The 20,641-nt window shown below is 66.5% G+C and carries 16 protein-coding genes; 7 read left to right on the forward strand and 9 right to left on the reverse strand.

The annotated features are described in order from the left end of the window. Positions 1–14: 14 nt before the first annotated feature. A complete protein-coding gene (locus tag QW863_RS26495) occupies positions 15–653 on the forward strand; it encodes a TetR/AcrR family transcriptional regulator (RefSeq protein ID WP_315769184.1) in 639 nt (212 codons plus the stop codon). 962 nt (positions 654–1,615) lie between these two features. Here QW863_RS26495 and QW863_RS26500 read toward each other — a convergent pair. The 3 genes from QW863_RS26500 to nikR all read right to left on the reverse strand — a co-directional run bounded on the left by QW863_RS26500 (position 1,616) and on the right by nikR (position 4,947). Continuing rightward, positions 1,616–2,968, reverse strand: coding sequence for an IS1182 family transposase (locus tag QW863_RS26500; RefSeq protein ID WP_315729403.1), 1,353 nt, complete (start codon positions 2,966–2,968; stop codon positions 1,616–1,618). A 103-nt stretch (positions 2,969–3,071) separates the two neighbouring features. Next, positions 3,072–3,371: a hypothetical protein gene (locus QW863_RS26505; RefSeq protein WP_315755061.1), complete on the reverse strand. Its 300-nt coding sequence runs from the start codon at positions 3,369–3,371 to the stop codon at positions 3,072–3,074. 1,084 nt (positions 3,372–4,455) lie between these two features. Next, positions 4,456–4,947: a nickel-responsive transcriptional regulator NikR gene (gene nikR / locus QW863_RS26510; protein WP_315769186.1), complete on the reverse strand. Its 492-nt coding sequence runs from the start codon at positions 4,945–4,947 to the stop codon at positions 4,456–4,458. A 198-nt stretch (positions 4,948–5,145) separates the two neighbouring features. Between nikR and QW863_RS26515 the strand changes: the two genes are divergently transcribed. Together QW863_RS26515 and QW863_RS26520 are read left to right on the forward strand one after the other, a co-directional pair. Continuing rightward, positions 5,146–7,503, forward strand: a complete 2,358-nt coding sequence (locus QW863_RS26515; protein WP_315769188.1) for a TonB-dependent receptor — start codon at positions 5,146–5,148, stop codon at positions 7,501–7,503. Between the two features lie 286 nt (positions 7,504–7,789). Continuing rightward, complete coding sequence (locus QW863_RS26520; protein ID WP_315769190.1) at positions 7,790–8,404, forward strand: class I SAM-dependent methyltransferase; 615 nt, start codon at positions 7,790–7,792, stop codon at positions 8,402–8,404. A 101-nt stretch (positions 8,405–8,505) separates the two neighbouring features. On the opposite strand, the gene QW863_RS26525 is transcribed toward QW863_RS26520, so the two are convergent. Continuing rightward, positions 8,506–8,772, reverse strand: coding sequence for a hypothetical protein (locus QW863_RS26525; RefSeq protein WP_315769192.1), 267 nt, complete (start codon positions 8,770–8,772; stop codon positions 8,506–8,508). Between the two features lie 306 nt (positions 8,773–9,078). Next, positions 9,079–10,263 carry an extensin family protein gene (locus QW863_RS26530; protein ID WP_315769194.1) on the reverse strand — a complete coding sequence of 395 codons (1,185 nt, stop codon included), beginning with the start codon at positions 10,261–10,263 and terminating at the stop codon, positions 9,079–9,081. A 463-nt stretch (positions 10,264–10,726) separates the two neighbouring features. On the opposite strand from QW863_RS26530, the gene QW863_RS26535 reads away from it, so the two are divergent. Next, positions 10,727–11,497, forward strand: coding sequence for a DUF2147 domain-containing protein (locus tag QW863_RS26535; protein WP_315769196.1), 771 nt, complete (start codon positions 10,727–10,729; stop codon positions 11,495–11,497). A 78-nt stretch (positions 11,498–11,575) separates the two neighbouring features. On the opposite strand, the gene QW863_RS26540 is transcribed toward QW863_RS26535, so the two are convergent. Both QW863_RS26540 and QW863_RS26545 read right to left on the reverse strand, forming a co-directional pair. Further along, positions 11,576–12,943 carry an ATP-binding protein gene (locus tag QW863_RS26540; RefSeq protein ID WP_315769198.1) on the reverse strand — a complete coding sequence of 456 codons (1,368 nt, stop codon included), beginning with the start codon at positions 12,941–12,943 and terminating at the stop codon, positions 11,576–11,578. Further along, positions 12,930–13,700 (reverse strand): response regulator, encoded by a 771-nt coding sequence (locus QW863_RS26545; protein ID WP_315713462.1) that lies wholly within the window; start codon positions 13,698–13,700, stop codon positions 12,930–12,932. Before QW863_RS26545 ends, QW863_RS26540 begins: the two co-directional genes overlap by 14 nt. A gap of 226 nt (positions 13,701–13,926) precedes the next feature. On the opposite strand from QW863_RS26545, the gene QW863_RS26550 reads away from it, so the two are divergent. Genes QW863_RS26550 through QW863_RS26560 form a run of 3 tightly spaced genes read left to right on the forward strand, consistent with a single transcriptional unit; the run spans position 13,927 to position 18,688 of the window. Then, complete coding sequence (locus tag QW863_RS26550; protein ID WP_315769200.1) at positions 13,927–15,402, forward strand: efflux transporter outer membrane subunit; 1,476 nt, start codon at positions 13,927–13,929, stop codon at positions 15,400–15,402. Between the two features lie 41 nt (positions 15,403–15,443). Beyond that, positions 15,444–16,727, forward strand: a complete 1,284-nt coding sequence (locus tag QW863_RS26555) for an efflux RND transporter periplasmic adaptor subunit (protein WP_315769202.1) — start codon at positions 15,444–15,446, stop codon at positions 16,725–16,727. After that, positions 16,727–18,688 (forward strand): MacB family efflux pump subunit, encoded by a 1,962-nt coding sequence (locus QW863_RS26560; RefSeq protein ID WP_315713465.1) that lies wholly within the window; start codon positions 16,727–16,729, stop codon positions 18,686–18,688. The genes QW863_RS26555 and QW863_RS26560 overlap by 1 nt, the downstream gene beginning before the upstream one ends. Before the next feature lie 46 nt (positions 18,689–18,734). Here the strand turns inward: QW863_RS26560 and QW863_RS26565 are convergent, their stop codons facing one another. Both QW863_RS26565 and QW863_RS26570 read right to left on the reverse strand, forming a co-directional pair. Then, the gene (locus QW863_RS26565) at positions 18,735–19,268 is read right to left on the reverse strand and encodes a response regulator transcription factor (RefSeq protein ID WP_315713466.1); all 534 of its coding nucleotides are present in this window, start codon (positions 19,266–19,268) and stop codon (positions 18,735–18,737) included. Next, a complete protein-coding gene (locus tag QW863_RS26570) occupies positions 19,258–20,610 on the reverse strand; it encodes an ATP-binding protein (protein WP_315769204.1) in 1,353 nt (450 codons plus the stop codon). The genes QW863_RS26565 and QW863_RS26570 overlap by 11 nt, the downstream gene beginning before the upstream one ends. Between the last annotated feature and the right edge of the window lie 31 nt (positions 20,611–20,641).

A 20,641-nucleotide genomic window follows, 5' to 3' on the forward strand; every position in this document is an offset into this window, starting at 1 on the left:
AACAGCCTAAACCAATGATTGAGCCGCACCAAAACACCACCCAGGCGACGACGGACGACGATTCCTCGAAGCGTCGGCAAATCCTCGAGGGCGCCCGCAAGGTGTTCATGGACATGGGCTTCGACGGCGCCAGCATGGGCGAGATCGCGCGCGTCGCCGGCGTCTCCAAGGGCACGCTGTACGTCTACTTCGCCGACAAATTCCGCCTGTTCGAGGCGATCGTCGAAGAGGAGAGCGTGCATCGGGGCGCCTCGAATTTCAGCTTCGACCCGGATCGCGATGCCGCGACCGTGCTCAGCGAGTTCGGCAAGGCCTGGATCGCGGTGGTCTGCCGGCCGGGCGGCGGATCGGCGATCCGTACCGTAATGGCGATCGCCGAGCGGATGCCGGACGTCGGCCGCCGCTACTACGAGTGCGTGCTCAACGGCACGATCAGCCGGCTGGCGGCCTATCTGCAGGCCCGTGTCGACGCCGGCGAGCTCGCCATCGACGACTGCCATCTGGCGGCCTCGCAATTCCAGCAGATGTGCCAGGCCACGCTGTTCCTGCCCTTCATCTTCCAGGCCGAGCCGGCCCCCTCGCCCGACCGCGTTCACAAGGTCATCGCCAGCGCCGTAGGCATGTTCCTCGCCCACTATGGCGTCAAGAACTGAGGACGGGCCGCGGATGGCGGCATCTGCGGCTCTGTTCTCACCAGCATCGGGCATGCGCTTTCCTTCTCGCGACGGATGACGTCCGAGCTTGGCGTCCGGATCACCCTCGAATCGATCGGAGGGTGCAGGGAAGGCCGGGCGCTGGCCGCGCCCGTGGCCCGCCTGCTCAAAAAAATGCAGGCGGCAGGTACCACAGGTTCAGCCGAGATCACCCGGCCCTCCCTGCGCGATGGGCTTACGACTTATACGTAGTCTCCCCGGTGTCCGGGCTTGTAGCCACCGTCATCAGCGCGATGCGCTGGGCATCGTCGCCAACTTGGCGCCAGCATCGGGGCGCCAGGACCATACGACTTCATCGTCCTGCCGGTCGCGTTCGTCCGCTCGCGATTTCAGCGCGCTGCGCGCCGACAGGCCACCGCTCCCCGCCTCCAACGCTCGTGACGACCGCGAAACGTCCCTCTTCGATCGAGGCGGGATGGCGGTAGACAACCATGAAATTCGGAAAAATGGAAGATCAAAATTTTTGCGCGAGGGACTGGACAGGGCAAATCAGTTTGATGGGACTGACAAATTTAGTTTTTGCGCGCACATGGTCTTTAAGGCGCGCGACCGCAGCAGCCGGCGTCATCGCGAGCGAAGCGACGCGATCCAGGGGCCGCACCAACAGTCTGGATTGCTTCCGCCTACGCCCGATCGGCTTCGGCGGACACGTCGGCGCAAGGGCGCCTTGCAATGACGTGGACGATGCAAGGCGCGCAGGGTGGACAAACGGCGCCTTGCTCCGCTGCAGCCGCGGGTGACGATGCAACGGCGCTGCCCACCCTTCCAAAACCGATGCACCTGCCTGAACTGGACAGCCGGCCGGAGCCTAAAGTCCGAGAAGGGCCGATTCCGTTGAAAAAGTCGACAGTAGTTTCGTCGTGAACGCCATCTGTTTCGAGGACGAATTGGCGCGTTGTGGTTCACGCGGGCGTCAGCGCGGGCATCGGGATCAGCTTGGCCATCTTACGAAGGTTCTGAGCGGCTGCAGCGAGGGTGAACTCGTCGCGTGCGCCGTTCGGCCCTCTTAGTCGCAGCCGATCTAGCTTGAGGATGCGCTTGAGATGCGCGAACAGCATCTCAATCTTCTTGCGGAGCCGGCGTGAAGTGCGGCCTTCCCATGAGCTTGCGATCTCGCGTGCCATGTCGCGAGCGCCCTCGTAGATCGAGCGCGGCACTTTTCGGGCCGGGGTGTTGGGGCAACACCTGCTTCTTAGAGAGCATGCTTGACAATCGCGCTTGCTCGCACGGTAGAGGACCGTCGTGTCGTTGTTCACCAGCGTCCCTGTAGTGGTGAGGGGTTTGCCAGCGGGGCAGCGATAGACGTCCCTGGTATGGTCGTAGGTGAAGGCCTCACGCGAGAAGGTCCCGTCGGTGCGGGCCGACTTGTCGAAGACGGTCACGTGCGGCTCGATCCCGTGCTCGTAGACCAGCCACCCGAGCATCTCAGCGGAGCCATAGGCGCTGTCGCCGAGAAGCCGGCTTGGATAAAGATCGAACCTTTCGATTGAACGCTCAATCATGCGCTTGGCGGCCAATACTTCTGCCTGGCGGATCGCCGTGGTCGCTTCGACATCGACGATGATCGCATTCTCGACGTCGACCAGATAGTTCGTCGAGTAGGCGAAGAAGGCTTGGCCGCCGTGCGCTCCCGTCCAGCGCGCCGCCGGGTCGGAGGGCGATACAAACTTGGGCGTGACCTCCGTCGCGGCACCGAACGCGGCATCATCAAGAACGGCAAGATACTCGTCGATCGCTCGACCCGCAGCCTCCGGCGGAAGCCTCTTATCGCCTTCGATTCCCTTCTGCCGATTGGCATCCGCCTTGATCAGGCTCGCGTCGACTGCGAACCCTTCGCCGCCGATCAGGCGCTCCCGGATGCAGCGGCGCAAGACGGTCTCGAACACGCGACGGAAGAGATCGCTCTCACGGAAGCGGCCGTGCCTGTTCTTCGAGAACGTCGAGTGATCGGGGACAGCTCCATCCAGACCCAGCCGGCAAAACCAGCGGTATGCCAGATTGAGATGGACTTCATCGCAGAGGCGCCGTTCCGATCGGATGCCGAAGCAATAGCCGATCAAGAGCATCCTGATCATCAGCTCCGGATCGATCGAGGGCCGCCCGATGTTGCTGTAGAACGGCGCCAGCTCCCGCCGTAAGTCCTCAAGGTCGACGAACCTATCGATCGACCGCACGAGGTGGTCGGCTGGGATGTGCCTTTCCAGCGAGAACTCATAGAACAACGCAGCCTGTTCGACTTGCCGATGCCCCATCATGACCTTCAGTCCTGCCCACTAGACAGACTGAATCACCGATATCTCTGCGTCGCAACTGCTGACTTTTTCAACGAAATCGACCAGATCCGGACTTTTGCGCCGATCATGGGCTTTCTGTCATTCGCCAATCAGCCGTAGCCAATTCGGCCGATGTTGAACTGCGCCGCTCCTCCCCCGCAGCGTAGCGCGGCAGATCGGAGATTGCCCCTTCGAAAGCTGCCCTGATTTCGCTTTGGCCGAAGTTCCTGTCCCAAAGCTCAGTCATAAAGCAGTTGATGATGAAATCTAACGGCGCGGTCACGTTGTGAGGCTTTCCGGCGACCAACTTTGCGCACTGCAGACCGAACTGATAGGCGGCATCGGTGCACTGACCTTCCCAAGGTACTTCATGCCGTTCAGTCATAGTCCTTCGTCCTCCGAACGCGCGACTCGTAACTCATGCCCTCTCGAGTTGGTAGTGGCAAGGTCTGCAACGGGCCAATTGCTGAGACTGTTGACTAAGCCGCTGCTTAACGAGAACTGTCGTCGCCAACAACGTCTCGCTGCTGGTCCAAAATGCGCCTCAGCTCCGACGAGGGTCGACGAATTGCTCGCTTGGCACGTCGGCCAATCGATCTGCTGTGTCGGAAAAACGCATAACCAGCGAGCAGAATTGCAGTGACGCCAGAAATCACGTGACCAGCCGCTAGAGTCGCAAAGCAGAGCGGCCCACCGACGCAGATCACACCGGTCCATAGTAGACAGAATCCAAGGTAAGTCTTGCCTGTCGGGATGCCGCTGCTCATGGTCACAACCGTAGCGCCTTTATGATCTCTCGGCCCGGCAAAATCGTCCGCGCCGCATCCGCACGTGGCCAATGGTGAATCTAGGATTGACGCTATCTGCCATTGTCCCGGTCGGACCAGGCGCTAGGTGTTTCGCCGACGGCATCCGCAGGCGCATGACCGGGCGCTGGCCCGCCGGCTCTGGGAGCGCTCGGAGCAGTTGCTCGACGCAGCCCCGACGATGTCACGCGCAGCCGTGCGGGCCATCTGATGGGTGTCGGAAACATCAGTCGTAGGGTGGGCAAAGTAGCCGCCTGCAGGTCGGTCGCGTGCCCACCATCGCTCCGCGCACGAGAAAGCGGGATGGTGGGCACCGCGCGCGACGCATCACGTATGATCAGCGGCATCGGGGCGCGCCTTTGCCCACCCTACCCTGTCGCCAACACAAGCGAAGCAATCAGAGGCGCGGGAAGAGTCTGGATTGCTTCGGCGCAAGAGCGCCTCGCATTGACAGAGAGTGGGCAGGCTCCGCGCCAAAACCTCAACTGTCGTCGCCCGGCTCGACCGGGCGATCCAGTATTCCGCGGCGGCTGTGATGACACGCGACGTCACGGCGTACTGGATGCCCGCCGGAGCCTGCCCTCGGGCTCGCCAAAGGCGAGACCCGGGGGCGGGCATGACATTGGAGGATTTGGCCGGCAGGGTGCCAAATCTCTTTCTGCTCTACTTCTTCCCGCTCTTGGTCGTGTGGGAATGCGAATGGCTATGACTATGGGCGTGGCTATGCGAATGCGCGTGCCCATGGCCTTGCGCCGCCTCGACCGGCATCATCGCGACGTGGCCGTGGCGGACGCCGCGCTCGGCGATGACGTGGTCGGCGAACGCCTTGACCTCGCGGCGCTCGCCCTTGAGCACGGTGACCTCAAGGCAGCTCTCCTGGTCGATGTGGACGTGCAGGGTCGCCTGGGCGAGGCCGGAATGGTCGTGCGCCTCCTGGGTGAGTCGCTTCGGCAGCTCGCGCGCGGCATGGTCGTAGACGTAGCTGAGCGTCGCGATGCAGTGGCGGCTGTCGCCGGCCGCCCCGTCCGCCGTCTCCAAGCCGCTGCGCAGCAGATCGCGAAACGCCTCCGAGCGGTTATCGTAGCCGCGCCGGGCCATGAAGGCGTCGACCTCGGCGAGTAGATCGTCGTCGATCGTGATCGTCAGGCGCTGCATGTCCGGTCTCCCTGAGCTGCGCGGCAAGCGCCTATCCACCGCATGAGTATGATGTATTCACGTTGACATCATACCGGTGTCACCTTAGCGTTCTTTAACATTCGACAGTAGGGCGATCCAAGCGAGCATGTCGCGGGCCAACGAAGGCGCGCTGCAGTTGATGATGCATGCCCTGTGGCGAGTTCTAGGGGCGTGACGATGCGGTGGCGTGGGGCGAGTGTTGGCGTGCTGATGGCGGCATTGGCGCAGCAGGCAAACGCCCATCCGGAACGGGCCCCTGCCGAGTTGCCGACGGTCGACGTGGATGCCCCCCGACGCACGGCCAAGCCGAAGCCGCAGGTCCGGCGGTCGGCGCAGCGGCCGAAGCCGGGCACGGCCGGTGCGACTGCGCATGTGATGCCGGCCGCCACGGCCGCGGCTGCACCATCCGGCGCGCCCAATGTCGGCTCCGGCCCAGCGCAGCCGCAAGGCATGGCGAGCGAGGTCGTGATATCCGGCGAGGAGATCAACGCCCGCCCGGCGACGCGCCCCGGCGAGGTGCTGGAAGCGGTGCCCGGCCTGATCGTCACGCAGCACTCCGGCGAAGGCAAAGCCAACCAGTATTTTCTGCGCGGCTACAACCTTGATCACGGCACCGACCTCGCGCTGTTCGTCGACGACGTGCCGGTCAACATGCGCACCCATGCCCACGGCCAGGGCTATGCCGATCTCAACTGGCTGATGCCGGAGACGATCGGCCGTGTCGACGTGCGCAAGGGGCCCTACTTCGCCGACGAGGGCGACTTCGCCTCGGTCGGCAGCGTCCATATCGGCCTGGTCGACAGCGTGCCGAAGGCGATCGCGCAGGTGACGGCGGGCAGCTTCGGCTATCGCCGCTTCTTCGGCATGGACTCGGTGCATGTCGGCGACGGCCATCTCCTGATCGCCGGCGAGGCCGGCCGCTATGACGGTCCCTGGACCACGCCCGACGATGCCAAGAAGATCAACGGCCTGATGCGCTACTCGCAGGGCACGGCAACCGACGGCTTCTCGATCACCGGCATGGCCTATGCGAACCGCTGGACCTCGACCGACCAGGTGCCGGAGCGCGCCATCACCTCGGGATATCTCGGCCGCTACGATGCGGTCGATCCGACCGACGGCGGCAAGACCAACCGCTTCGCGCTGTCCGGCCGCATCGCCGGCAGCGACGACGCCGGCTCGTGGAAGGCCAACGCCTATGTGGTGAAGAGCCAGCTCGATCTCTACAACAATTTCACCTACGCACTCAGCAACCCCACCTATGGCGACCAGTTCCACCAGCACGACGATCGGCTGATGCTCGGGGCCAATGCGTCGCGCACCTTGAACGGCAGCTTTGCCGGCCGACCGATGGAGACGACGTTTGGCGTCCAGACGCGCTACGACGACATCGCGCTGGCGCTGACCAACACCCGTCAGCGGGTGTTGCTCTCCGACATCGATCCATTGAGCACCGGCGTCGTTCGCGCCGACAAGGCCGGCGAAGGCAGCGTCGGGATCTACGTCGAGAACACCGTGCGCTGGACCGACTGGCTGCGCACCACGGTCGGCTATCGCGGCGACTATTATCAGACTCACGTCTACTCGCTCACCAACGGCAACAACACCGGCGACGCTTCCGCGAGCCTCGGCAGCCCGAAGTTCCGTATGGTGATCGGACCGTTCAACAGGACCGAGTTCTTCCTCGGCGCCGGCTACGGCATGCACAGCAACGATGCCCGCGGCGCGACCACGACCGTGGATCCAGCCGATCCAACCAACAAAGTTGCCTCCTCGCCGCTCCTCGTCCGCACCAAGGGCGCCGAGGTCGGCGTGCGCACGCGCATCGTCCCCGGACTCGACTCGTCGCTAAGCGTGTTCATGCTCAACCAGGATTCCGAGATACTGTTCTCGGGCGATGCCGGCAACACCGAGGCGAGCCGGCCGAGCCGGCGCTATGGCTTCGAGTTCACCAACCACTATCGCCCGGCGTCGTGGATCGACATCGACGCCGACCTCGCGATGACGCATGCCCGCTTCGTCGGCTCCGACGACGGCCAGGCCGACGCCTATAACCAGCTCGTCGCGGCCGGCGCGCCCGCCGAGGTGTTGCGCGGCAATGCGCCGGGCAACTACATCCCCAACGCGCCTTCGGTGATCGCCTCGGCCGGCATCACGCTCGGCGAGAAGACCGGCTGGTTCGGCGGCCTGCGCTGGCGCTATCTCGGATCGACGCCGCTGACCGAGGACAACTACTTCCGCTCGACCGCGACCAGCGTGTTCAACGGCCGCATCGGCTTCCGCGACGCCAATGGCTGGCGCATCCAGCTCGACGTGCTGAACCTGCTCAACACCAAGGCCAGCCAGATCTCCTACGGTTACGGCTCGCTGCTGGCGACCGACCAGCTCTACCAGGCTTGCTACGGCTCATCGGCCTCCCCGTTGCCGCCCCCGCCGGTGCCGCCGGCCCAGGTCTGCCAGACCGGCGTGATGGACCGCGTGCTGCACCCGATCGAGCCGCTGACGTTCCGGGTGACGGTGGCGGGGACGTTCTGAGGCCCGCCGCGACCGCGGTCGGCTCCCCTCCCCCTTGCGGGGAGGGGTTGGGGGTGGGGGTCCACGCGTCCCGCTGTTGATGAGAGCCAGCGCGCCGACAGGCACGACGCTTCGTTGCGTGTCGCGTTACGCACCCCATGAGTTCTCGACAGATGGTGGGGATCTCACCACGTTCAGCGCGTGGGGACCCCCCCCGCCCCCTCTCCGCAAGGGGGAGGGGAGCTCACTGGGCAAGAGTTCGAGCCGTCGCGTGCTATAATGCGTGCCTCTCCTCGGGACCGAAACCATGTCCGACCGCACCACCCATTGGCAGACCGTCTACACCACCAAGGCCGAGACCGAGGTGAGCTGGTACCAGGACGACCCGGCGACGTCGCTGCGGATGATCCGCGAGGCCGGTGCGACACCGACATCGCGGATCATCGACATCGGTGGCGGCGCCTCGCGGCTGGTCGATGCGCTGCTCGCGGCCGGCTACGGCGCGCTCGCCGTGCTCGACATCTCCGACGCGGCACTGGCGACGGCGCGCCGCAGGCTTGGCGCGGCGGCGGCCGGGGTGACGTGGATCGCCTCCGACGTCACCACCTGGACGCCGGACGCGCGCTACGATGTCTGGCACGACCGGGCCGCCTTCCATTTCCTCACCGCGCCCGAAGACCGCGCCGCCTACGTCGACCGCCTGCGCGCGGCCGTGGTGACCGGCGGGGCCATCATCATCGGCACGTTCGCGTCCGATGGTCCGGAGAAGTGCAGCGGACTGCCGGTCGTCCGCTACGACGCCCACGGACTGGCCGCTGCGCTGGGTCCTGCTTTCACGCTGGAGGACAGTTGCACCGAGGTGCATCGCACGCCATGGGACTCTACGCAGCAGTTCAATTTCTGCCGCTTCCGCGCCGGTTAGAGCATGATCCGGAAAAGTGGAAGCCGGTTTTCCGAAAAGATCATGCTCAAACAAGGAGATGAGATCATGATGCGATTCCGTGGAATCGCATCATGATCTAGTCAGCAGCACAGAGGCGGCCCATCCGACACGACGAGAACCTCGGTGTCGGTATCCTCGCTGCGCGCGGCATCCTCCGCTCCGCCAGCCGACGTCTCACTCTCCGGCGGCGTGCGCCAGGGAATCGGCTTCGGCGGCATCCGCTCCAGACGCTGCGCATCGGCGACGGCGCGGCGTGCCGTCTTCAGCGAGCGGCAGACCAGCACGGCCTGCTCGGCGGTGCCGACCTCGAAGCCCGCCCCAATCGCCTTGATGCGATACGATGCCATCTCCGCCTCTCCCAATCCGGCAGCAACCAGAACCCCGCGCGCCTTGTTCCTGGCGACTGTGGCAGGTCTAGTGTCGGCCAAAGGCGGACGGCAAAACTGGTCAACGGACTCCTAATCCGCAGCGCGTGACGTCGGCGTTTGCGTTTCGGGACGGGACAGAGCGCGGTCAGGCGCGGCTGACGGCGAAAGAAATCCACAACCGCGCACAGGACGGGCGAATGGCGAATGGCGAATGGCGAATGGCGAATGGCGAGCAGGTGATCGTCCCGATCCCGATTCGCTACTCGCTATTCCCTATTCGCCCACTCAATAGTCCCGGAATTCGTCTTCCTCGTTGATCAGCTGGCCGATGCTGCGCGGCTGCTTGCGCGACGGGATCGAGCTGGTCACGTCGGGCTCGCGCTGGCCGTAGCCATAGCGCCGCTGCTGCGCGCGTGCCGCCACCGCCTCGCCGGATTGCGCGGCTGGCTGGCAGATCATGCGGCGGCTGGCGCGGCGCATCAGGTCCACATGGATGTGGTCGTAGTGATAGACGTTGGAGCCGGGCGCCAGCACGGTGGTGAACTGCTGGCACGCCCCGCCCTGGATGTCGCGCAGAAAGCCCTGCTCCTCCGGCAGGCCGATCCAGCCGTCCTTGACGCTGATGCGGCGGCCGTCGGCGAGCGTGAAGGCGGCGATATCGAGCGCGTTGCCGAAGGCATGCTCGGAAATGTGCGCGCTCGGATTGCCGTTCATGCCGCGGCAGGAATAGGCCGAGATCTGCTTGATCTCGACGACCTTGGTGCCGAACCAGCGCTGGGCTGCCGGCTGCACCGACTCCGCGATCCAGCGGTCGAGTGCCGAGACGATCGGACAGGCGAGCGTCGCGGTCGGCTTCACCGCGACCGGGCCGACGGTGCCGACCGGATCGCGCGACGGTCCGAGCCGCGGCGGCGGTTCCTGCTGCGGATAGGCGGTGCGAGCGGCCGGCTGACCGCCAGAGGGCGAATAGGCCGCGTCGGCCGGCTGATTGACGTCGTCCTCGCCGACCGGCGGCTCGAGCTGCAGTGGCGCGCCGGGAGGGGCGCCATAGGACGGCGATGCCGGACCCGGATAGGCCGCGCTCGACGACGGATAGGCGGGCTGCGGCGCCGCCTGTGGCTGATAGGTCGCGGGCGGGGCGTAGCGTTGCGGCGGCTGGTTGATCGGCCAGCGCGGCTGGCCGCCGATCGCGGCCGGCGGACGCAGGCTTTCATCGGCGAAGCCATAGCTCGTGGTCGCTTCGCCGAGCGCCGCCACCTTCAGCGGATAGTCGGCGCCGCACATGCCGGGGCCGGAGATCGGATTGATGCGGACGATATCCGCGCTCTCCTTCACCGCGCCCGATTTCAGGCAGGCGATCTCGGCCTCGGCCCGCCACGGCTCGCGCTCCTGGAAGAATCCACGGCCGCAACCCGCAAGCGAGACAAGGACGATGGAGCCGACGAGATACAAACGAACTCCGCGCGTCATATGCAGAGGTTTGCGGCAATTTGCTTAAGGACCTGTCAATGCCGTCCATTTACGGCGCGCAAACCATCGTGACGTGAAAGGCAGTCCATTTACGGGGAAGCGACAACCGCGCTGTCTTTTTTGCCGATGCCGATCGGATATGTGTGGCGCGCGCTTTGCGGAGCAGGCGTCAAGCGCGAGCGCACGCCAGGTGCGCGAGATGCGAAACGGGAGCGGTCCCATGAGCCTTGCCGATCGGCTGAGCATGGTGGTCACGTATGTCGTGTTTGCATTCGTCGGCGCGATCATCGTCGGGATGATCTGATCGCTGCGATCCGACCTCGATCGATTGACGGGCCGCGGTGGGCCGCGTGCGGCCCCAGCCGCATTGCCTTTTCGGCTGTGACCCTTGTCACAGATCGCGCCGTCACCCGCGTCTAAGAGTTCCCTCCAGGTTCACGACGCCGTCCGAGGGAGCTCATTCATGAAGACCGTGTATCTGGCCGCAGCAGCCGTTCTGATCGCGAGCAGCGCCGCGCAGGCCGGCAGCTCGATCGCGTTCAATTTCGACGGACACAAGATCCGCGTCACCGTGCCGCGCAACTGCCAGTCGCTGTCCTGCCTGCAGGTGTCCGGCATCGACCTCAGCGGGCTGAAATCATCCAAGCTCGACGATGACGATGCGCCGGCGAGCAGCGCGCCTGCGGCCGGCGCTCCGGCCCCCGCTGTCGCGGCGCCCGTGGCGGCTCCGCCGGTCGTCAACGCGCCGGCGCCCGCCGCCACCGCGCCAGCCGCGGCCGCGCCAGCCCCTGCATCGCCCACTGCCGCTGCGCCATCCACGACCGTGCAGATGCCGGTGCCGCCGGCGCCGGTCGCGGCGACCGCGCCTGCTCCACAGCCAGCCCCGGCACCCGCGCCGGTCACGGTTGCCGCGGCGCCTGCCGCAGTTCAGCCGGCGCCGGCAGCCGATCCGAACTCGCCGCTCGGGCTGTGGGCCACCGAGGGCGGCAAGGGCAATGTCGTGATCGAGCCGTGCGGCGCCAACATCTGCGGCTTTGCCGAGAAGACGCGGGAGAAGATCCTGATCAACATGAAGCCGAAGGACAGCAAATGGGTCGGCCGCATCCACGATCCGGACGGCGGCGGCAACTACGACTCCACCGTGGTGCTCAAGAATCCGAACACGCTGCGGGTCCAGGGCTGCGCCTTCGGCGGCCTGTTCTGCGGCGGACAGACCTGGAAGCGCGTGAGCTGATCGCCGTCCCTCGAGATCGGCGAACGCAAAGGCCCCGCCGGGATCAGCACCGGCGGGGTTTCCTCCTCGTGGCGTCTGCTACGCCACCTTGGCGGGGATCGCCGCGGGCATCGCGAGGCGCAGCGGCAGCGACAGCCGTACCCGCAGGCCGCGCGGGGCGTTGGGCATCAGCGCGATGCCGCCGTCATGCTTCTTCATGATCTCCTGCGCGATCGACAGGCCGAGGCCGAAGCCGCCGGCGGAGCGCGCCTGGTCGAGCTTGACGAACGGCTCCAGCGCGCGCGCCTGCAGCGCCTGCGGAATGCCCGGGCCGTCATCGGCGACCTCGATCGCGATCATGCCGTCGGCCAGGGTCGACAGGCTGACCACGACCTCGCTGCCGTGCTTGACCGCGTTCTCGACCACGTTGGTGACGGCGCGCGACAGCGCCCGCGCCCGGCCCTCGCAGACCAGCCGCGACGGTCCATCGAAGCTGACGGCGTGGCCGACATCGGCGAAGTCGCAGCAGATCGTCTCGAGCAGGCTCGCCAGCTCGATCCGCGCCGGCTGCTCCGCCTTGGTGTCGTCGCGCAGGTAATCGAGCGTCTCGTCGAGCATGCGGCTGACCTGGTCGATGTCGCGCAGCATCGCGCTGCGCATCTCGCCCTGCCCGATCCGCTCCGAGCGCAGCCTGAGCCGCGTCAGCGGCGTGCGCAGGTCGTGGCTGATCGCCGCCAGCATCCGCGTGCGGTCGTCGAGCAGCGCGCGGATGCGCGCCTGCATCTCGTTCAGCGCCTCGGCGACCTGGGCGATCTCCCTGGGCCCGCGCCGGCTCAGCGGCTCCTGCGCGCCCGGCGAGCGGCCGAATGCGGCCGCCGCGCGCGCCATCTCCGACAGCGGCCGGATGATCGCCCGCGCCGCGTAGATCGAAAGCAGCACGCCCAGGATCAGGATGAGAAACAGGAACACCGCCGTCGGCTTCAGCACCATCGACCAGAATTCGAGGCGCGGCACGTCGTCGAACACCAGCGCACGCTCGCCGTCGACCTGGACGATGATCTGGGTCGGCGGCGCCGCACCATAGCCGACGCCGTGGAGCAAGGTGACGTCACGCAGCACGCTGAGCTGACGGCGGGCCAGCCGCGAGGTCCATGGCACGTCCCTGACCGGCTTGGCGAGCAGCGTCAGCGAGGTCAGCGGCACCAGCTCGACCTGGATGCCGGAGCTGCGCAGGCTCGACAGGCTGCTCTCGACGGCCACGGGGTCGTTCGCGGCGCGGACGAAGTGCACCGCCTCGGCGACGCGCGCGATGCCGTAGGCCGGCGATTCCTGCTCGTCGGGCGGATCGAGAAACAGCAGCGCGGCCGCGATCATCAGCACCATGCCGAACAGCACCGACAGCGACGCCAAGGTCACGATCTGCGTGGTGAGGCCGAGGCGCGGGCACGGCTTGCTATCTGGCGTCATCGATGGTCTCGACTCTTGGCGTGAACACGTAGCCGCCGAGGCGCACGGTCTTGATCAGGGACCAACTGCGCGCGCCCGGCTCGATCTTCTGCCGGATACGGCTGATATGGACGTCGATGCTGCGCTCGACCGGCCCGGCCTGCCCGCCGTGCGCCAGCTCGATCAGTTGCTCGCGCGACAGCACGCGGCCGGCATTGCGGCAGAACGCCAGCAGGATATCGAACTCCGCGCTGGTCAAGGTGATCTTGACGCGGTCGGGATCGAACAGCGTGCGCGTCGCCGGCTCGATGCGCCAGCCGTCGAACGTCATCGGCGCCTGCCGCGCCGCGATCACGGCGGGATGCAATTGCGACCGGCGCAGCAGCGCGCGGATGCGCGCCACCAGCTCGCGCGGATTGAACGGCTTGACGACATAGTCGTCGGCGCCGAGCTCGAGGCCGAGGATGCGGTCGATGTCCTCGCCCTTCGCCGTCACCATGATGATCGGCACGGTCGAGATCTGGCGCAGGCGGCGGCAGATGCTCATGCCGTCGTCGTCCGGCAGCATCACGTCGAGCATGATGAGGTCGACCTGCTCGCGCTGCAGGAGGTCGTTCATCGCGGCCGCGGAGGACACGAAGCGCGGCGCGAAGCCGTGCTCCTGCAACAGCTCGGTGAGCAGCGCCGCAATCTCCCGGTCATCTTCGACGCAGAGAATGCGCGCGGCTGCCGGTATGTTCGCGTCTGCGGACACGGCGGTATCGTGTGACGACATCATGCGCGGAACATGGTCGATTTGAGTCCAAAAGAACAGCCCGAAGCGAGGTCCGATCGTGGCGAAAGTAAGCTGTATTGTTAAGGCGGAAACATTTCTTCACGCGACTTAATCCTGCGCAATCGTTAACCTGCCTAGGCTCCGCGCATCAAACAAACACGGGGAAGTCCTGCGGCGTGGCCGACCAGCCGGCGCGGCCTCCTTTCGAACCGCGATAGTATCAGCCGCCGTGAAGCCCGTCCTGCTCGCACTCTGCCTCGCCACGCCGCTGCTCGCCGGCTGCGCCGTCGGCCCCGATTACGTGACGCCTGAGTTCGGCGTGCCGAAGCGCTGGAGCAGCGACCGCAATCGGCCGGCGCAGACGCTGAAGCTCGCGCAGTGGTGGCGCAACCTCAATGATGACCTGCTCGATCAACTGATCAGCGAGGCGGTTGCCGGCAATCTCGACGTCGCCGCCGCCAAGGCGCGCATCCGCGAGGCGCGGGCGACGCAGCGCCAGGCGGTCGGCGCGCTGTTTCCGTCCGTCAGCGGCACCGGCACGGCAACGGAGACCCGCAGCGCCGGCAGCTCGACGAGCGGCATCGCGATCGCTCCTACCACCTACAGCCAGTACCAGGCCGGCTTCGATTCGAGCTGGGAGCTGGATCTGTTCGGCGCCAACCGCCGTGCGGTCGAGGCGGCGACCTACGGCGTCGATGCCGCCGAGGACGATCTGCGCGCGACCTTGCTGACGCTGGTCGGCGACGTCGCCTCCAACTACATCGATGCCCGCGCCTACCAGGCGCGAGCGGCGCTGGCGCGGCGCACTGCCGCCTCGCAGCGCGAGACCGCGGCGCTGACCGAGCGCAAGCAGAATGCCGGCTCTGCCTCGGCCGTCGACACCGCCAAGGCGAGCGCGCTGGCCGCCAGCACCGAAGCAACCATCCCGACCTATGAGAGCAGCTATCAGCAGGCCGTGCATCGGCTCGGCGTCCTGCTCGGCCGCGACCCGACGGCCCTGAATCTCCGCCTGTCGCGCGCGGCGCCGATCCCATCGCCGCGCCTGCCGCTGCCGAAGGGCATCCCGGCCGACGTGCTGGTCATGCGGCCCGACGTGCGCAAGGCCGAACGGCAGCTCGCGCAGTTCACCGCGAAGATCGGCCAAGCCACCGCCGCGCTGTACCCGGATGTCAGCCTGACCGGCACGGTCTCGACCACGGCGCTGAAGCTCGGCGATCTCGGCAAGAGCTCGACGATCGGCTGGTCGATCGGCCCGAGCGTCTCGGTGCCGATCTTCAACGGCGGCAAGCTGCAGGCCGCCGTCGAGGTCGCGGAAGCGCAGCGTGACGAATACCACGTCGCCTGGCGCAGCGCGGTGCTGAGCGCGCTCGAAGACGTCGAAAACGCCATCGTCGGCCTCGGCCAGGAGCGCATCCGCATCCGCAGCCTGAGCGAGTCGGCCCGGCGCTATGGCGAAGCCGCGCGGCTGTCGCGCTCGCTCTACCAGACCGGCTCCAGCACCTTCCTCGACGTGCTCGATGCCGAGCGCTCGCAGTTCACCGCCGAGGACAACCTGCTCGCCAGCCGCGCTACGCTCGCGAAGAACTACGTGGCGCTGGCCAAGGCGCTGGGCGGCGGTTGGACCGCAGCGATCGACAGCTCGCTGCCCGAGGTCGTCGACAGCGGCACCGGCCCGCATCTCGCACAGGCCGTCGCGCCCAAATAATCTACGATCTGAACTTCAAAAAGTGCCTCCGAAGTGATCCGATGAACGCACCCTTATCCCACATGCCCCGACCGGTCGCGGTCGATGGCGGCCTCGCGCCGGCGCCGAAGCCGAAGCGGCCACGCCGCTGGCCGCTGCTGATCGCCGGAGCGCTCGTCGTTCTGGCCGCCGCGATCGTGCTGATCATGAGGCTGACCAGCAATCCCAACGCCAATCTCGTCACCGCACCCGTCACGACCGGCGACATCGAGCAGACCGTGCTCGCCACCGGCACGCTGAAGCCGGTCAAGCTCGTCGCGGTCGGTGCCCAGGCCTCGGGGCGCCTCGTCGCGCTCAACGTCAAGCTCGGCCAGAAAGTGAAGGCCGGCGACCTGATCGCCGAGATCGACTCGCTGACGCAACAGAACACGCTGCGCACCAACGAGGCGAGCCTGCGGAGCGTGCGGGCGCAGCGTGACGAGAAGGTCGCCACCCTGGCGCTGGCGGAGGCCAACCTGGCGCGGCAGCAGGTTACGCTGGCGCAGAAGGCGTCGTCGCGCGCCGACTACGACAGCGCCGAGGCGACCGCGAAGCAGACCCAGGCCCAGATCGCGCAGCTCGACGCGCAGATCGTCGAGGCCGAGGTGGCGATCGAGACCGCGCGCGTCAATCTCGGCTACACGAAGATCACGGCTCCGATCGACGGCACCGTGCTGTCGATCGTCACCCAGCAGGGCCAGACCGTGAATGCGGTGCAGTCGGCACCGACCATCGTCGTGCTCGGCCAGGTCGAGACGATGACCGTGCGGGTGGAGATTTCCGAGGCCGATGTCGTCAAGGTCAGGCCCGGACAGAACGTCTATTTCACCGTGCTGGGCGAGCCCGATCATCGCTACGAGGGCACGCTCGGGTCGATCGAGCCGGCGCCCGAATCGATCAAGAGCGATTCGAGCTTCTCGTCGAGCACGACGACCACGTCGAGCAGCAGCTCGTCCTCGTCCACCACGTCCTCCGCGATCTACTACAACGGCGTGTTCGACATCGCCAATCCGGACGGGCGGCTGATGACCTACATGACGGCCGAGGTTCACATCCTGCTCGGCGAGGCCCGCAAGGTCCCGACCATTCCGTCGTCCGCGCTTGGCAACGCCAATCCCGATGGCAGCTACACGGTGCGCGTGCTGACCGGCGCAGGAACGCTGGAGAAGCGCACCATTCGCGTCGGCCTCAACAACAAGATCCGGGCCGAGGTGCAGTCCGGCCTGCGCGAGGGCGAGCGGGTCGTGATCTCGGCGCCCGAGGAGGGCACGAAGCGAACCGTGATGCCCCCGCCCGGAGGCGCGTAATGACGGAGGTCCTGATCGACCTGCAGAATGTCGGGAGGCGCTACGCGTCCGGCGAAGGCACGGTCCATGCTTTGCGTGGCGTCGACCTCCAGATCGCGCGCGGGGAGATGGTGGCGATCATCGGCCAGTCGGGCTCCGGCAAGTCGACGCTGATGAACATTCTGGGCTGCCTCGACCGCCCGACATCCGGCAGCTACCGGATCGCCGGCCGCGAGATGGGCTCGCTCGATCCGGACGAACTGGCGGCGTTGCGGCGCGAGCATTTCGGCTTCATCTTCCAGCGCTACCATCTGCTGGGCGAGCTCAGCGCCGCCGACAATGCCGAGGTGCCTGCGGTCTATGCCGGGCTCGGCCCGGCGGCACGCCACCGCAAGGCCGAGGCGCTGCTGCAGCGGCTCGGCATGGGCAGCCGTACCGACCACAAGCCGGGTCAGCTCTCGGGCGGCCAGCAGCAGCGGGTCTCGATCGCCCGCGCGCTGGTCAACGATCCCGACGTGATCCTGGCCGACGAGCCGACCGGCGCGCTCGACCGCGCCAGCGGCGAGGAGGTGCTGCGCATCCTCGACGAGATCAGCGCCTCCGGGCGCACCGTCATCATCGTCACGCACGATCCGAGCGTCGCGCAGCGCGCCCGGCGCATCATCGAGATCGAGGACGGCCGCGTCATTTCCGACCGGCTCAATCCGCGGACTTCGGAACCCGCGCCAGCCGCAGCGACCGAAGACCACGCAGCGCAGGCGGCGTCGTGGTGGCGCAGCCAGCTCGACCGTTTCCGCGAGGCCGCGCGGATGGCGCTGCTCGCCATGAATGCGCACCGGATGCGCGCATTCCTCACCATGCTCGGCATCATCATCGGCGTCGCCTCGGTCGTGCTGGTGCTGGCGCTCGGCAAGGGCTCGCAGGCCAAGGTGCTGAAGGACATCAACCGGCTCGGCACCAACACGCTGGAATTCTTTCCCGGCAAGGATTTCGGCGATACGCGCTCCAGCAAGATCAGGACGCTGGTGCTCGCCGATGCCAAGGTCATGGCGCAGCAGCCTTATGTCGATGCGATCTCGCCGACGGTCTCGACCACCAGCACGCTGCGGTTCGGCGCGATCGAGGTCAGCGCCCAGATCTCCGGCGTCGGCGAGCAGTATTTCCGGGTCAAGAACACCGAGCTTGCCGAAGGCAGCTATCTCGATGCCGATACCGTGCGCTCCTACGCCCAGGACGCCGTGATCGACGACAATGCGCGCAAGGCGCTGTTTCCCGATCCCGACGTCAGTCCGCTCGGCAGCGTGGTCCTGATCGGCAAGGTGCCCTGCCGCGTCGTCGGCATCACCAAGCAGCAGCAGGCCGGCTTCGGCTCCAGCTCCACGCCGATCGTGTACCTGCCCTACACGACCGTGCAGGCGCGCTTCCTCGGCAACCAGGTGCTGCGCAGCATCAGCGTCCGCGTCGACGAGGCGACGCCGATGGCGGCGGCCGAGCGTGCCGCAACGGCGCTGCTGACGGCGCGGCACAATGCCAAGGATTTCTTCGTCCTCAACACCGATGACATCCGCAAGACCGTCGAAAGCACGACGCAGGTGCTGACACTGCTGGTGGCGGCCATCGCCGTGATCTCGCTCTTGGTCGGCGGCATCGGCGTCATGAACATCATGCTGGTGTCGGTGTCGGAGCGCGTCGGCGAGATCGGGGTGCGCATGGCGGTCGGCGCCCGCCGCAGCGACATCCTGATGCAGTTCCTGATCGAGGCGGTGCTGGTCTGCCTGCTGGGCGGTGCGCTGGGCCTTGCGCTCGCGGTCGGCTTCGGCACGGTCTTCAACGCGCTCGACGTCGGCTTCCAGCTGATCTATTCGCCGCTCGCCATGGTCGGCGCCGCCGTCACGTCGATGGCGATCGGCATCGGCTTCGGCTACATGCCCGCCCGCAGCGCCTCACGGCTCGATCCGGCAACGGCTCTGGCAAGGGAGTAGGTCGGAAAGAATGAGCTCCACTCCTCCGGACAACAACCGGATCGATCTACTTCACCGGGCGCTTCTCCAGCTTGCGCGCGAGCGTCCGGCGATGCATGCCGAGCCTCCTCGCAGCTTCGGAGATGTTGAAGTCGGTCTCGATCAGGGTCTGGTGGATGCGCTCCCATTCCAGGGTCTTGATCGAGGTGGAGCGCTCCGCCAGGGCCACTTGCGCATTGCCCTGCGCCTTGCGGAACGCCTCCTCGATGTCGTCGGTGTTCGACGGCTTGGCCAGATAGTGGCAGGCGCCGAGCTTGATCGCCTCGACAGCAGTGGCGATGCTGGCAAAGCCGGTCAGCACCACGATCAGCATCTCCGGATCGTGCGCATGCAGCTTCTCGACGCAGACGAGGCCGGAAGCCCCGCCGAGCTTGAGATCGACGACGGCATAACCGAACGTCTTCTCCTTGAGGATCTCGTCGACGTCCTCGAGCGAGCCGGCGACGACGGCCTCGTAGCCGCGCCGTTCGAACGAGCGCTTCAGGGTGCGTGCAAAACCGTCATCGTCCTCGACGATCAGGAGGGACAGGTCATTCGCCATCGCGCTCTCCAATGACAAGCGTCGACAACGGCAGTGACAGCCGGACGGTCGCTCCACGTCCCCGGTGGTTCCAGGCGGAAACGCTGCCGCCCAGCTTGCGGATCACGTTGACCACCAGGAAAAGGCCCAGGCCGCGGCCCGGGCGGCCCTTGCTCGACTGATAGGGACGTCCGAGTTGCCCCAGCATCGCCCGATCAAAACCCGGCCCGCGATCGCTGACGCTGAGCAGCAGCTGATCACCATCTCGTTCGACCACGAACTCCACCCACTCGCGCGAGACTTCGAACGCGTTGTCGAGCACGTTGACGATCGCCTGCTTCAGGGCGACGTCGGAGACGATCGCCGGATCCGAGCCGAACTCGTTGCGGAACATCAGATTGCGCGCCGAGCGCGCCGCGCTCCATTCGGCGACCAACGTCGTCAGGAACGCCTTCAACGTCGTCGGCGCCGAGCCTTCGCCGCGCGCCTGACCGGCCGAGACCAGGATGTCAGTCACGATCGACTTGCAGCGCTGCACCGCCGCTTCCATTTCGGTGAAATCCTCCGCGAGCGTCGGATCGGCAGAGATCACGGTCATGCGGCGCCAATCGTTCAGGATGACCGAGATCGACGCCAGCGGCGTGCCAAGCTCATGCGCGGCGCCTGAGGCGAGCAGGCCCATGCGGATGATGTGATCCTGCTCGACGGCGTGCTGGCGCAGATCGGCGAGTTTGGCGTCGCGCTCGCGCAGGTTCCGGTTGATGCGGGTGACGAAGACGACGAGCAGCACGGCGTCGAGCATGAAGCCGACGAACATGCCGGTGATGTGCAGGGTGAAGGCATCGCTGACATGATGCTGCGGCAGTTGCAGCGGGCGGTACTCGATGGTGAGCCAGATGAAGCTGAGCACCGTCAGCGCGACCAGCGACCAGGACGAGCGCGCGTCGAGCAGCACGGCCCCCAGCGTCACCTGCAGCAGATAGAGGCACGTGAACGGGTTCGACGCGCCGCCGGTGAGATAGAGCTCCGATGTCAACGCCACCACGTCGAGCATCAGCGCGATCAGCAAATGGCGATTGCCGACGTCGTCGCGCCTGCGCAGCCAGATATGGCTGGCGATGTTGAGCGCCACCAGCGCGCAGATGATCGCCGCCATCGGCAGCACCGGCAGCGCAATGCCGAACCAGGTGGTCACGAAGCCGATGGTGACGATCTGGCCGACCACGGCGATCCAGCGCAGCTGGATCAGCAGCACCATGTTCTTGCGGTTGGTCGCGTCCTTGGTCGGCAGCGGCGCGTTGATCTCGGGTGTGGCGATCGCGGCCACGACTCCGAACGGCAAATTGGGGGCCTCGCTGCTCATGAGGGCCCGTCCGATCTCCGCCGGCAGAACG

The sequence above is a fragment of the Bradyrhizobium sp. SZCCHNR1017 genome (genome assembly GCF_032381375.1).
Classification (GTDB): Bacteria; Pseudomonadota; Alphaproteobacteria; order Rhizobiales; family Xanthobacteraceae; genus Bradyrhizobium.

Bases quoted from the DNA above. Each gene is read 5' to 3' on its own strand.
- QW863_RS26495 (WP_315769184.1), top strand. From the start codon at position 15: ATGATTGAGCCGCACCAAAACACCACCCAGGCGACGACGGACGACGAT.
- QW863_RS26500 (WP_315729403.1), bottom strand. From the start codon at position 2,968: ATGATGGGGCATCGGCAAGTCGAACAGGCTGCGTTGTTCTATGAGTTC.
- QW863_RS26505 (WP_315755061.1), bottom strand. From the start codon at position 3,371: ATGACTGAACGGCATGAAGTACCTTGGGAAGGTCAGTGCACCGATGCC.
- nikR (WP_315769186.1), bottom strand. From the start codon at position 4,947: ATGCAGCGCCTGACGATCACGATCGACGACGATCTACTCGCCGAGGTC.
- QW863_RS26515 (WP_315769188.1), top strand. From the start codon at position 5,146: ATGCGGTGGCGTGGGGCGAGTGTTGGCGTGCTGATGGCGGCATTGGCG.
- QW863_RS26520 (WP_315769190.1), top strand. From the start codon at position 7,790: ATGTCCGACCGCACCACCCATTGGCAGACCGTCTACACCACCAAGGCC.
- QW863_RS26525 (WP_315769192.1), bottom strand. From the start codon at position 8,772: ATGGCATCGTATCGCATCAAGGCGATTGGGGCGGGCTTCGAGGTCGGC.
- QW863_RS26530 (WP_315769194.1), bottom strand. From the start codon at position 10,263: ATGACGCGCGGAGTTCGTTTGTATCTCGTCGGCTCCATCGTCCTTGTC.
- QW863_RS26535 (WP_315769196.1), top strand. From the start codon at position 10,727: ATGAAGACCGTGTATCTGGCCGCAGCAGCCGTTCTGATCGCGAGCAGC.
- QW863_RS26540 (WP_315769198.1), bottom strand. From the start codon at position 12,943: ATGACGCCAGATAGCAAGCCGTGCCCGCGCCTCGGCCTCACCACGCAG.
- QW863_RS26545 (WP_315713462.1), bottom strand. From the start codon at position 13,700: ATGATGTCGTCACACGATACCGCCGTGTCCGCAGACGCGAACATACCG.
- QW863_RS26555 (WP_315769202.1), top strand. From the start codon at position 15,444: ATGAACGCACCCTTATCCCACATGCCCCGACCGGTCGCGGTCGATGGC.
- QW863_RS26560 (WP_315713465.1), top strand. From the start codon at position 16,727: ATGACGGAGGTCCTGATCGACCTGCAGAATGTCGGGAGGCGCTACGCG.
- QW863_RS26565 (WP_315713466.1), bottom strand. From the start codon at position 19,268: ATGGCGAATGACCTGTCCCTCCTGATCGTCGAGGACGATGACGGTTTT.
- QW863_RS26570 (WP_315769204.1), bottom strand. From the start codon at position 20,610: ATGAGCAGCGAGGCCCCCAATTTGCCGTTCGGAGTCGTGGCCGCGATC.